15 protein-coding genes are annotated in these 12364 nt (G+C 32.6%); all 15 read left to right on the plus strand.

Annotated features, from left to right (window positions below):
- The first annotated feature begins 46 nt into the window (after positions 1 to 46).
- The 15 genes from gcvH to FUA24_RS14720 all read left to right on the plus strand — a co-directional run bounded on the left by gcvH (position 47) and on the right by FUA24_RS14720 (position 12363).
- A complete protein-coding gene (gene gcvH, locus FUA24_RS14650) occupies positions 47 to 427 on the plus strand; it encodes a glycine cleavage system protein GcvH (RefSeq protein ID WP_148543602.1) in 381 nt (126 codons plus the stop codon).
- On the plus strand, positions 420 to 797 hold the full coding sequence (locus FUA24_RS14655) for a VanZ family protein (RefSeq protein WP_187388291.1): 378 nt from the start codon (positions 420 to 422) through the stop codon (positions 795 to 797). Before gcvH ends, FUA24_RS14655 begins: the two co-directional genes overlap by 8 nt.
- A 58-nt stretch (positions 798 to 855) precedes the next feature.
- A complete protein-coding gene (locus FUA24_RS14660) occupies positions 856 to 1575 on the plus strand; it encodes an energy transducer TonB (protein ID WP_148543606.1) in 720 nt (239 codons plus the stop codon).
- Between the two features lie 307 nt (positions 1576 to 1882).
- Entirely contained in the window at positions 1883 to 2476 is a 594-nt protein-coding gene (locus FUA24_RS14665) for an energy transducer TonB (RefSeq protein ID WP_187388292.1), read from the plus strand.
- A gap of 147 nt (positions 2477 to 2623) precedes the next feature.
- Positions 2624 to 4732 (plus strand): gliding motility protein RemB, encoded by a 2109-nt coding sequence (locus FUA24_RS14670; protein WP_148543610.1) that lies wholly within the window; start codon positions 2624 to 2626, stop codon positions 4730 to 4732.
- 176 nt (positions 4733 to 4908) lie between these two features.
- Positions 4909 to 5802, plus strand: coding sequence for a heme o synthase (gene cyoE / locus FUA24_RS14675; protein ID WP_148543612.1), 894 nt, complete (start codon positions 4909 to 4911; stop codon positions 5800 to 5802).
- Positions 5803 to 5804: 2 nt separating this feature from the next.
- Positions 5805 to 6386 carry a cytochrome c oxidase subunit 3 gene (locus FUA24_RS14680; RefSeq protein WP_148543614.1) on the plus strand — a complete coding sequence of 194 codons (582 nt, stop codon included), beginning with the start codon at positions 5805 to 5807 and terminating at the stop codon, positions 6384 to 6386.
- 147 nt (positions 6387 to 6533) lie between these two features.
- Positions 6534 to 7517 carry a cytochrome c oxidase subunit 3 gene (locus FUA24_RS14685; protein WP_148543616.1) on the plus strand — a complete coding sequence of 328 codons (984 nt, stop codon included), beginning with the start codon at positions 6534 to 6536 and terminating at the stop codon, positions 7515 to 7517.
- A gap of 28 nt (positions 7518 to 7545) precedes the next feature.
- Positions 7546 to 7926 carry a cytochrome C oxidase subunit IV family protein gene (locus tag FUA24_RS14690; RefSeq protein WP_148543618.1) on the plus strand — a complete coding sequence of 127 codons (381 nt, stop codon included), beginning with the start codon at positions 7546 to 7548 and terminating at the stop codon, positions 7924 to 7926.
- A 122-nt stretch (positions 7927 to 8048) separates the two neighbouring features.
- Positions 8049 to 8765: a hypothetical protein gene (locus FUA24_RS14695; protein ID WP_148543621.1), complete on the plus strand. Its 717-nt coding sequence runs from the start codon at positions 8049 to 8051 to the stop codon at positions 8763 to 8765.
- Positions 8766 to 8821: 56 nt separating this feature from the next.
- A complete protein-coding gene (locus FUA24_RS14700; RefSeq protein ID WP_148543623.1) occupies positions 8822 to 9574 on the plus strand; it encodes an SCO family protein in 753 nt (250 codons plus the stop codon).
- A gap of 36 nt (positions 9575 to 9610) precedes the next feature.
- The gene (locus FUA24_RS14705; protein WP_148543625.1) at positions 9611 to 10132 is read left to right on the plus strand and encodes a DUF420 domain-containing protein; all 522 of its coding nucleotides are present in this window, start codon (positions 9611 to 9613) and stop codon (positions 10130 to 10132) included.
- 1 nt (position 10133) lies between these two features.
- Complete coding sequence (locus FUA24_RS14710) at positions 10134 to 10352, plus strand: hypothetical protein (RefSeq protein WP_148543627.1); 219 nt, start codon at positions 10134 to 10136, stop codon at positions 10350 to 10352.
- 87 nt (positions 10353 to 10439) lie between these two features.
- Positions 10440 to 11141 carry an ABC transporter ATP-binding protein gene (locus tag FUA24_RS14715; protein ID WP_148543629.1) on the plus strand — a complete coding sequence of 234 codons (702 nt, stop codon included), beginning with the start codon at positions 10440 to 10442 and terminating at the stop codon, positions 11139 to 11141.
- A complete protein-coding gene (locus FUA24_RS14720; RefSeq protein ID WP_148543631.1) occupies positions 11134 to 12363 on the plus strand; it encodes an ABC transporter permease in 1230 nt (409 codons plus the stop codon). Before FUA24_RS14715 ends, FUA24_RS14720 begins: the two co-directional genes overlap by 8 nt.
- Position 12364 lies beyond the last annotated feature (1 nt).

Raw genomic sequence — 12364 nt, forward strand, 5'->3', positions numbered from 1 at the left:
GCTTATTTTAAATACTTTTGTGTAAACAAAATAATTAAATAAGCACATGAATATTCCATCAGAATTAAAATATACAAAAGACCATGAGTGGGTGGTGTTAGAAGGAGATGTAGCAACCATAGGTATTACGGATTTTGCTCAAAGTGAGTTAGGTGATATTGTTTATGTTGAAGTAGAAACTGTTGATGAAACGTTAGCTGCCGATGAGGTTTTTGGTACCGTTGAAGCCGTTAAAACAGTGTCCGATTTATTTTTACCACTTTCAGGAGAAATTACTGAATTTAATGAGTCTTTAGAAGATGAACCAGAAAAGGTAAATACAGATCCGTATGGAGATGGTTGGATGATTAAAGTTAAGTGTTCAGATCTTTCGGAAGTAGATAACTTAATGTCTGCAGAGGATTATAAAGCTCTAATTGGTGCTTAAAAAAATAGTTTTCCCAGTAACTATTTGCTATACCGTATTTATAGCCGTTGTAAGTTTAATAAAACTAAATAATCTACCAGATGTAAAAATTTCATTTGGAGATAAAATTTTTCACTTTGTGGTTTATGGCGGTTTAACAATTTTGTGGTTTTATTCATTCTTTTTAAAGTTTAAAAAAGAATTTAAAACATCAATTCTCTATGCCGTTGTTTTTTCTGTAGTCTTTGGTATAATTCTTGAGGTATTACAAGATAGAATGACAGCTTACAGAGCTTTAGATGTTTATGATGCTCTGTCAAATACATTAGGAGCCTTATTAGCTTCGGCAGCAATATGGTTTACAAAAAGTTTACACGTTAAAAACTTATAAACACTTGCTTTTTTGATAAATAAATAGTTATTTTAGCAACCTTGATAAACGATACATTATGGAACTAAAGAAAAACCCTAAAGCAAACGTTGGTCGTAACAGTTCGCTTTATTTTGCAGTTGGTTTAGCATTAATGCTATTCTTAACGAATTATGCAATTAATTACAAAACCTATGACAAAGAAGATATTGATATAGGTATGGTAAATATGGATGCCGAGGATGAAGAAGAAATTCCATTAACAGAACAGATTCAAACACCTCCACCTCCTCCTCCACCACCTGCAGCTCCAGAAGTTATTGAAATTGTAGAAGATGAAGAGGAAGTAGAAGAAACAGTTATTGAGTCTACAGAGGTTGATCAAGAAACTGAAATTGTAGAGGTTGAAGAAGTAGAGGTAGAAGAAGTAGAAGAAGATATTGACGTTCCTTTTGCAGTAATTGAAAACGTACCTGTTTTCCCTGGTTGCGAAAAAGGAAGCAACACCAAGAAAAGAGAGTGTATGTCTAAAAAGATATCTCAATTCGTAAATAAAAAGTTTAATACTGAGTTAGCAAGTGACTTAGGTTTATCAGGAAGACAACGTATAAACGTTATCTTTAAAATTGATAAAACTGGTAAAGTAACTGGTATTAGAGCAAGAGCTCCACACCCAGGATTAGAAAAAGAAGCGAAGAGAGTAATTGGTTTATTACCAAAAATGAAACCAGGTAAGCAAAGAGGTAAACCAGTAAACGTTCCATATTCGTTACCTATAATCTTCCAAGTTCAAGACTAGTAAACATTAAGTTTCAATTATATAAAAACCCGTTACAAATTTTGTAACGGGTTTTCTTTTTTGGTATGCTTATTGTGATTTTATCATAATATTAACATTTAAACTTTAATTAATTATGAGAAATCGTAAAGAATCTCACAGTGGCATTCGGCAAAATGACCATTCTGTGAAAAAATCTCAAAAGCATGAAGCAAATTTACAAAAAAACTCCACCCTCTATTTCCAAGTAGGACTTATTCTATGCCTTTTGGCATGCTATGGACTATTTGAAATGAAGTTTGAGTCTAAAATCCCCAAAGTGGGATTAATGATTCCACCCGATGATGGTTATGTCATTGAAATACCAAATATTCCTCAAGCAAAACCGGAAATCGATGAACCAGTGAAACAAGAGAAAGTTACAAAACCAAAGGACTTTGAAATTATTGATAATGACAAGGATGTTATTGAAACGGTAATTGATACACCTGATACTCCAGTGGAAAACTTAAATCCGGAAATTGACTTAGAAGGCTTGCCAGATGAACCAATAGACGAACCAATAGTTGATTTTATTCTAATTGAAGAAGTGCCAGTATATCCTGGTTGCGAAAAAAAGAAAGGCAGGGCAGCTCAAAGTAAATGTATGTCCGACAAAATTAATAAACTTATTCAACGAAAGTTCGATGTTGGGCTGGCCGATAGATTAGGATTGTCTGGCAAGCAAAGAATTCAGGTGCAATTTAAAATTAGTGAAACAGGAGAGGTCTCAGTAATGAGAACACGAGCACCGCATCCTATGTTAGAAAAAGAAGCAGAGCGCGTTGTAGGCTTAATTCCAAGTATGAAACCTGGTAAGCAAAGAGACAAAGCTGTTTCTGTAAAATTTAATCTGCCTATTAATTTTATGGTTCAGGATTAAGCGTTCAAATAATTAAGAATGCAAACCGTTATCAATTTAGTTGATAGCGGTTTTTCTTTTGAACTTAATTGAATTAATAATCCAATTCTAATTTGGTATTTTTAAAAATCCCTATCTTTCAGCTTTAAAAAATTGAAAGTTATTTTCATGATAAGGTACATTGTATTATTCCTATTTCTCATTCAGTTAAACGGGTATTCACAAAATATTTCTTCAAACGAAAAACCACCTATTTTTCCTAATTGCAAAGCCGTTTCTTTAGATTCTTTGCAACAGTGTTTTGATAAAAACATTGCAGATTACATGTTTGCTAATTTTAAAGTGCCGCAAAACGTCTTAGAAGACAATTATAAAGGGAAACTGGTAGTGCTTTTCGAAGTTGATACGACAGGACATTTTAGAGTAATTTATACGGATGCCATATATAAAGAGCTAAAGGATGAAGCAAAACGTGTGTTTAAAACACTTCCTAAAATAACACCAGGGACGTACAATGGTAGAAATACATTTAAGCAATACGCTATTCCAATTCAAATTCCATTGGTAAAGCAAGAGCCTGTAATACAAGATTTAAGAAGAGAAGCAGAGGAAAACAAAGTTTCAGAACTCGAACAAGCAGCAAAAAAGGAATATGAAAGGCTAAATAAAAGTATAAAGCAGTATTCTAACAATCGTTTTTCTAGTGAGTTAAATGTAAATTTTATTCACAGTGATTATGCTAGATTTGATAGAGCTATTAATGTTATAGGATCAAACAGTCATACTGCTGCTAAACCTTTTGTGTATTCCGAAGTTTCTAAATATTATGATTTTGAGGGCGAACAAAATAAACTTTTAAAGGATAAAAAAACGAAGGCAGGCAAAAAGCTTTGGAATGAACATTTAATACAGCTTCAAGGAGAAAATTATTGGTTTACAATAGATCCTGTTTTAGATTTACAAGTTGGTAAAGACACCGACGCCGAATTTAATTCAACCTATAACAATACCCGCGGATTTGTTGTTCAAGGTGGTTTAGGTAAGAAATTTGGTTTTTATTCTTCTGTTTTTGAAAGTCAGGGGCGTTTCGCAGATTATGTTAACAGGTATTCTGAAAGTTTAAAAGCCTTTGGACCAGACCCTGCAATTGTTCCAGGTAGAGGTATTGCTAAACGTTTTAAATCAGATTCTTATGATTATCCTGTTGCTGAAGCCTATTTGTCGTATTCACCTGCCGAATTTTTAAATATTCAATTTGGTCATGGTAAAAACTTTATAGGTGATGGTTATCGTTCATTACTACAAAGTGATGTGTCTAGCCCACACACTTTTTTAAAGCTAAACACAAAGTTCTGGAAGATTAAATATACCAACACATTTATGTGGATGAAAGATGTAAGGGACGAAGTGGTTGAAGATAAAGCATTTTTAACCAAATATGTAGCTAACCATTATTTGAGCTGGAATGTTTCTAAACGTTTCAATTTAGGACTGTTTGAATCTGTACTTTGGACTAACAGTAACGATAGAGGTTTTGATATAAACTATCTTAACCCCATTATTTTCTATAGAGCAATTGAGTTTGAATCTGGTCAAGGCGCTGGAAATGCTTTATTAGGAGCAACTGCCAAGTATAAATTCACTGATAATATTAATGCTTATGGCCAGTTTATTTTAGATGAATTCTCTCTGAGCGATATTAAAGCAGGAGAAAAGAGCTGGAAAAACAAGTACGGTTACCAAATTGGACTTAAATATTACAATGCGTTTAATGTAGACAATTTATACCTTCAATTAGAATACAATAGAATTCGTCCGTATACCTATTCACATAACACAATTGTTTTAAATTATGCGCATAGCAATCAGCCAATAGCTCATTTATGGGGAGCAAACTTTTCAGAGTTAATTTTAATAGGACGTTATCGCTTAAACAGATGGTTTGCCGATGCTAAATTGATTTTTGGGAATAGAGGTTTAGATTACAATAATGGTACAGATAGTTTTAGCTATGGGGCAGATTTATATAGAGACTATAACGACAGACCTTTTGATAATGGTGTAGAAATTGGCCAAGGCATTAAGACTAAAATCTTCTATGGTAATTTACAGGCTGGTTACTTGGTAAATCCTGCTTCGAATTTAAAATTGTTTACAGATATTACAGTACGAAATTTTGATCCTAATGCTACCACCACGTCTACTTTTAGCAATAACACGGTATGGTTTAATTTTGGACTAAGAACAGATTTGTTTAATTGGTATTTTGATAATTAACATATTTGTCATTCCCACGAAGGTGGGAATCTGTTTTTTAACAAACTTTTTTTGAATAACCTGATGAATATCTAGGTTTAAAATGAGTCTTGCAGAACTTGTTACTTATTTTGTAATAATCTCATTGCCAAAACGCTTTAATCGAGTATCTTTGCACTCGCTAAAAGAATAAAGCATTGGCAAGGGCAAAATCTTCTACAGTAAAACATACAGTGATTTCAGATTTTAAAGAAATTACAAAAATGCGTTTGTCATTAAGCGTGGTGTTTTCTTCACTTGCAGGTTACTTATTAGGTGTTGAAACTATCAACATACAAACCCTAATATTATTAGCTTTGGGAGGTTATTTTATGGTAGGCGCGTCAAATGGATTTAACCAAATCATAGAAAAGGATCTAGATGCCCTTATGAAACGAACTCAAAACAGACCAGTTCCTTCAGGAAGAATGTCAGTTAGATCTGCATTTATAATTTCTTCTATTTTTACGCTTTTAGGTATAATTATTCTGTATACCATAAATAAGCAAACAGCAATGTTTGGTGCCATATCTATATTTTTATACGCCTGTGCATATACGCCGTTAAAAACCATGACACCAATAGCAGTTTTTGTAGGTGCTATACCTGGAGCTATTCCGTTTATGTTGGGTTGGGTAGCTGCTACTAATGATTTTGGTATTGAACCAGGAACTTTATTTGCTTTACAATTCTTTTGGCAATTTCCTCACTTTTGGGCTATAGGTTGGTTTTTATATGATGACTATGAAAAAGCTGGATTTAAAATGCTTCCTACAGGAAAGAAGGATAAAGGTACCGCTGTACAAACTATAATGTATACAATTTGGACTATTATTGTATCTATTATTCCTGTCTTTGGTTTTACAGGGAAGTTGCAATTATCAATAGTGGCTGCTATTATTGTTTTCATTCTTGGTTTGGGAATGTTGAATTTTGCAATTAGACTCTTTAAGGAAATGACAGCAAAGGCGGCAAGACAATTAATGCTAGCCAGTGTATTATATATAACACTTATTCAAATAGTATACGTAGTTGATAAATTTATAAACTAACTATGGATTTAACTCAAGGAACACAACAAGAAAAGCAAGCTAGAGCAAAAAAAATGATGCTTTGGTTTGGAATTATTTCATTAATCATGTCTTTTATGGGATGGACTAGTGCTTTTATAGTAAGTAGCTCTAGACCAGATTGGTTAAAAGATTTTCAATTACCAAATTCATTTGTAATTAGTACAGTTGTTATAATTATAAGCAGTTTTACGTATTTGTTAGCTAAAAAGGCTATTAAAAGTAATAACAGACAACAAACTACTATGATGCTTTGGGTAACGTTATTTTTAGGAGTTGCTTTTATCTTTTTTCAGGTAAGAGGGTTTCAAGAAATTATAGATTTGGGTTACTATTTTACTGGAGCTAGTAGTAACGTAACAATGTCTTACATTTATTTAATAGCAATGGTTCATATTTTGCATGTTGCTGCGGGTATTGTTTCATTGTTAGTTGTAATTTATAATCATTTTAAACAAAAGTATAATTCAGATAATTTATTAGGGTTAGAACTGTCTGCCACTTTTTGGCATTTCGTTGATATACTATGGGTTTATCTCTTTCTATTCTTGTACTTTGTGAAATAAATTCCCAATATATTTTTGTCAAAAAAAAGGATGGTTTTTAATTTTAGCGAAACTGATATTTATCATAGTTTAAAATTTGCGGGTTCTGTTTCGTTAGATGAAATAAATGATTATTTTTGTGCAACTTTTAAATAACAACCATTACATATGAGTACTACAGTTGTAAATGCTGAAGCTGAAGGAAAAACTTGGGCAGGTGGAAACCAGCCGTTAAAAGCAAGTTATGGTAAAATGATGATGTGGTTTTTCATCGTTTCAGATGCATTAACTTTTTCTGGGTTTTTAGCAGCCTACGGATTTTCAAGATTTAAATTTATAAAGGAGTGGCCAATTGCCGATGAGGTGTTTACTCACGTACCATTTTTACATGGTCAAGAGTTACCTATGATTTATGTAGCGTTTATGACGTTCATACTTATCATGTCTTCTGTAACAATGGTATTAGCTGTTGATGCGGGTCACCACATGAATAAAGCTAAAGTTACATTTTACATGTTCTTAACAATTATTGGTGGTTTAATTTTCGTTGGATCTCAGGCTTGGGAATGGGGTACATTTATAAAAGGTGATTTTGGTGCAGTACAAACTAAAGGAGGTAATATTTTACAGTTTGTAGATACAGAAGGACATAGAGTCGCATTGAGAGATTTTGTTGTTGCAGATGAGCATGCAGATAGAACACAACACGGTAGAGATAATGGTCTTTGGTTCGTTTCAGAAGGATCTTTGCCTCCATATACTATGGAAGAAGTAATACACGGATTAGAGGCTAATGAGAACGTATTGGTGAGAACTCAATTTATCAATGAAGAAGGACACAAAACAATATTATCAAGAGAAGAGTCTTTAAGACAAATAAAAGAAAATGGTAAAGTTGCTGTAGAAGGGGCTAATCTTCATGTAAATGAATACGGGTCTCCATTATTTGCAGATTTCTTTTTCTTTATCACAGGTTTCCACGGTTTCCACGTATTTTCAGGGGTAGTGATTAACATCATTATTTTCTTTAATGTAGTGTTAGGAACTTATGAAAGACGTAAGAGCTACGAAATGGTAGAAAAAGTTGGTCTTTACTGGCACTTTGTAGATTTAGTTTGGGTATTTGTATTTACATTCTTCTACCTAGTTTAATAATTTAAGTAAGATATATAGTTTAAAGATGGCACACGAGCATAAATTAGAAATATTTAGAGGGTTATTAAAATTCAAGTCCAATACACAAAAGATTTGGGGTGTTTTAATATTTTTAAGTATTGTTACAGCTATAGAAGTTGTATTAGGTATCTATAAACCAAGTTGGTCAATGGGGCAGGTTTTAGGTATGAAGCTTTTAAACTGGATTTTCATTATCCTTACCATTGTAAAAGCGTATTATATTACTTGGGATTTCATGCATATGCGTGATGAAACTAAAGGTTTAAGACGTGCTGTTGTTTGGACAACAATTTTCTTAATTCTTTATTTAGTATTCATCTTACTACAAGAAGGCGGGTACGTTTTTAGAGTTTATGAAAACGGATTTATTAAAAGAGATTTTTAAGTAGAAAGGGAGCTTAAATTGAGCCCTGTCGAAATGTTAAAATATAGTTTAAAAGGTGGTTATAAGAACCACCTTTTTTATTTTTGCATAATTTATTTCTAATCATAAAAAGAAAGTTAAAAATGGATTTAAAAAAAGTGGGTAGATATACCATTTTGGTGGTGTTATTCTTTCTTCCAGTAACTTTTTTATTGTTCTTATATCCTGCAACACATAATTATAACCCTTTAGATATAGTTAATGAAGATGTTATTGAGCTTAAGGACTTTTCATCTTTAAAAGCCGATAATGTTGTTCTAAAAGATCATATCACAGTCCTTGGCTTCTTAGGTAAGGACCCCATGAGTAAAACTACTATGGCTTCAAATCTAAAGGAGTTAGTCTATGATAAATTTAAGGGGTTTAAGAAGTTTCAAATTGTTATCGTTGCGCCAAAAGGAACTGAGGAAGCGGCAAAACAGTTGGAGCAAGAAATAAGCCAGTATGAAAACTTAAAGTTTTGGCACTATGTTTTCGGGGAAACAAAAGCCATTAAAAAATTGCATAACACTGTAAGAACAGATGGTATTCTAGATAATTACTTGGGGTCTGATGAAGTTTTTATAATTGATAAAGAGCTAAACCAAAGAGGTAGAATTGATGATAGAGAGGATAATGAAAAAGAAAAAAAGAAACCTGTTTATGGTTTAAATAGTTATAACTGTATTGAAGTTGCCACTATAAAGAATAAGATGAGTGAAGATATGCGCATTTTATTTACGGAGTACAGACAGAAAAGAAAAGGAGACTTTAACTCTACGGTAAGAAGGGCAAACGATTTAAAAGCACAAAACAAATAAAGGGCGGTTCGATTAATTATACTAAGGTGTAATTGTATCGAGAATAACTAAATAAAATGAGCAAAAAGAATAATTACTCGTACATAGGTATTGCATTTATAATACTAGTATTCGGAATCATTTTCGTTCCCAGAATTGTAGATAGAGTTAAGGAAGGCGATATTTCTAGACAAGAAAGTAGAAGCGATTATGCTGAAGAAGAAAGCAACAAAAGAAAAGCCGCAGATTTAGTTTTCATTCAAGGCCCTAATGGTAACAAAAAGGTTCCAGAATTTAGCTTTACAAATCAAGATGGAAAAACAATTACAAATAATGACTATTTAGGTAAGGTCTACGTTATTGAATTTTTCTTTACCACATGCCCAACAATTTGCCCTAGAATGAACCAAAACTTGGTCAAGATTCAAGATGAATTCAAAGCGTTTGAAAATTTTGGTGTGGCTTCATTCACCATAAATCCTGAAAATGATACACCAGAGGTATTAAAGCAATACGCTACTAACTATGGAATTACTAATCCAAACTGGCATTTAATGACGGGAGATAGAGATGCTATATATGATTTGGCAAATAAAGGGTTTTACATTTATGCAGCGGAGAATAAAGATGTTGAAGGTGGGTTTGAGCATTCTGGAAATTTTGCTTTAGTAGATAAAAACGGATTTATACGTTCAAGAAAAGATGCATCTGGTAACCCTTTAATCTATTATGAAGGTATTACTTCGGAAGAAGAACAGGTAAATGATGAAGGGCAAAAAGAACAAATAAGCCTTTTAAAAGAAGATATTAGAAAATTATTAAATGAGTAACATGTTGCAATTATAATGCAGCTAAGAATCTAAAGCATGAGCAATCAAGAAATAATAGACGATAAAAAATACAATAAGTGGATAGTAATTCTATCTGTGGTTATTCCTGTGGCTGTAGCAGCACTTTTTAAAGTAAGAATTGATTTAGAATTACCCGTGTTTTTACCGCCAATATATGCATGTATTAACGCAATTACAGCTATAGTTTTGGTTCTTGCTGTATTACAAATAAAAAAGGGTAATAGAACCGCACACGAAAAGCTAATAAAGTTCGCAATTATTTTATCGGTTTTATTTTTAGTGATGTATGTTTTATACCATATGACAAGTGATTCTACCTCTTATGAAGGTGATTATAGAGTGCTATATTTATTTATTTTAATAAGTCATATTGTTTTATCAATTGGTGTAATTCCTTTTGTCTTAATTACCTATGTTAGAGGAATAACTAACAATATTGAAAAACATAAAAAAATAGCCAAAGTAACATTTCCGCTATGGTTGTATGTTGCGGTTACTGGTGTAATAGTATATTTTATGATATCACCTTTCTATTAATATGAAAAATAAATTTGTTCTTTTTCTTTTCACTTTTTTCTTTTTCCTTAAAAGTAATGCGCAATGTGCAATGTGTAGAGCGGTTCTTGAAAGTGAGGAAACCAAGGGCGTAGCAGAAGGCATCAATGATGGTATTGTATATCTAATGGCCATACCCTATATACTAGTTGGGGGTATTATTTTCTTTATTTATCGTAAATACAGAACGTTAAAAAAATAATAAAAAATTTTTAGCATAGTTTTTGTAACATTTCTTTGCATTAGTAGTCATACTAAAAAAGTAATATTACTTAAATAACCACCCAACATGCTAGAAATTAAAAATCTGCACAAATCCTATCCAATAGGAGATTCCAGTTTACATGTTTTAAAAGGTATTAACCTTTCAGTAAAAGAAGGCGAAATGGTGGCAATTATGGGGTCTTCCGGTTCAGGAAAATCTACGTTGCTAAACATTATAGGTATGTTAGATGAAGCCGATTCTGGTGAGTACATTCTAGATGGACTTCAAATTAAAGATCTAACAGAAAAAAAAGCAGCTGTTTATAGAAACAAATTTTTAGGTTTCATTTTTCAGTCATTTAATCTAATTAGTTACAAAAATGCTCTTGAAAATGTAGCGCTACCATTGTACTATCAAGGTATGAAACGAAAGCAGCGTCAAGAAAAGGCATTGTTTCATTTAGAAAAAGTTGGACTGGCAGATTGGTCACATCACTTGCCTAAAGAGTTGTCTGGAGGACAGAAACAACGTGTAGCAATAGCAAGAGCTTTAGCTGCAAATCCTAAATTATTGTTGGCAGATGAGCCTACGGGAGCATTAGATACTAAGACGTCTTATGAAATCATGGAATTCATTCAACAATTAAATGATGAAGGAAAGACCATTTTAATGGTAACGCATGAAGAAGATATTGCTAACATGTGTAAGCGTATAGTGAGATTGCGTGATGGAGTTATTATGGAAGATAAAGAGGTAACCCAGGTAAGAGCTGCTCAGTATGTTTGATTTAGATACTTGGCGAGAGATTCTTCAAAGTATGAATAAAAACCGAACCAGATCGGTGCTGTCTGGTTTTACGGTAGCCTTTGCTATAATGTTATTTACAATACTTATTGGTATAGCAAATGGTCTTGAAAATACGTTTGCAGAAGCTTTCGTAGATGATGCTAATAATGGCGTGTTTGTATGGACAGGAAGAACTACTAAAGCACACAAAGGGCTTCAAGCAGGTAGACGAATTCAACTTAAAAATGAAGATATTGATCATGTTAAAAAAGAGTTTAAAGACAAGGTTCAATATATAACTGCTCGATTATACAGAAACGTAAATGCTTCTTATAAAGGTGAAAAAAACAGTTATGATTTAAGAGCTGTTCATCCAGATCATCAATATCTAGAAAAGACTAAGATTAGAGATGGTAGATACATTAATGTTAACGATCTCAAGAAAAGAACAAAAATTGCGGTTATTGGTAGATTGGTTGAAGAAGATTTATTTAATAAAGAAAGTGCTTTAGGGAAGTATGTTAACTTAAGTGGTATTCAATATAAAGTAGTTGGTGTTTTTACAGATGATGGAGGAGATAATGAAGAACGTAAAATATACATGCCAATTACTACAGCACAACAGATTTATGGTAATAACGATTACATAGACCAAATAAGTCTTACTTATAACCCCAATATGGAACTAAATCAAGCTATTGATTTTGGTTTAGACCTTGAGAAAAACTTAAAGAAAAAATTTAGTGTTGCACCCAACGATCAAAGAGCCATTAGAGTCTTTAACATGGCACAACAATCTAAGGGGATTAATCAGTTTACATTTGTTTTAAGTGTCATTATTTTTATTATCGGTTTAGGTACTTTAATTGCGGGAATTGTTGGTATTAGTAATATCATGATATTTATTGTGAAAGAGCGTACCAAAGAAATAGGTATTCGAAAAGCTCTTGGAGCAGCACCCAAATCTATTGTTTCAATCATTTTAATAGAATCTATTGTTATTACAGCAATTGCTGGTTATATAGGTCTTTTAATTGGAGTTGGCGTTCTAGAATGGGTTGGTCCTTACCTAAAAGAATATTTTATTAAAGATCCGGGTGTAAAAACCTCAATAGTTGTTGTGGCAACTATTATACTTATAATGGCAGGTGCTCTAGCGGGATATTTACCAGCCAAAAGAGCATCCAAGATTAAACCAATAGTAGCTTTAAGAAACGACTAGA

The sequence above is a fragment of the Seonamhaeicola marinus genome (assembly GCF_008085455.1).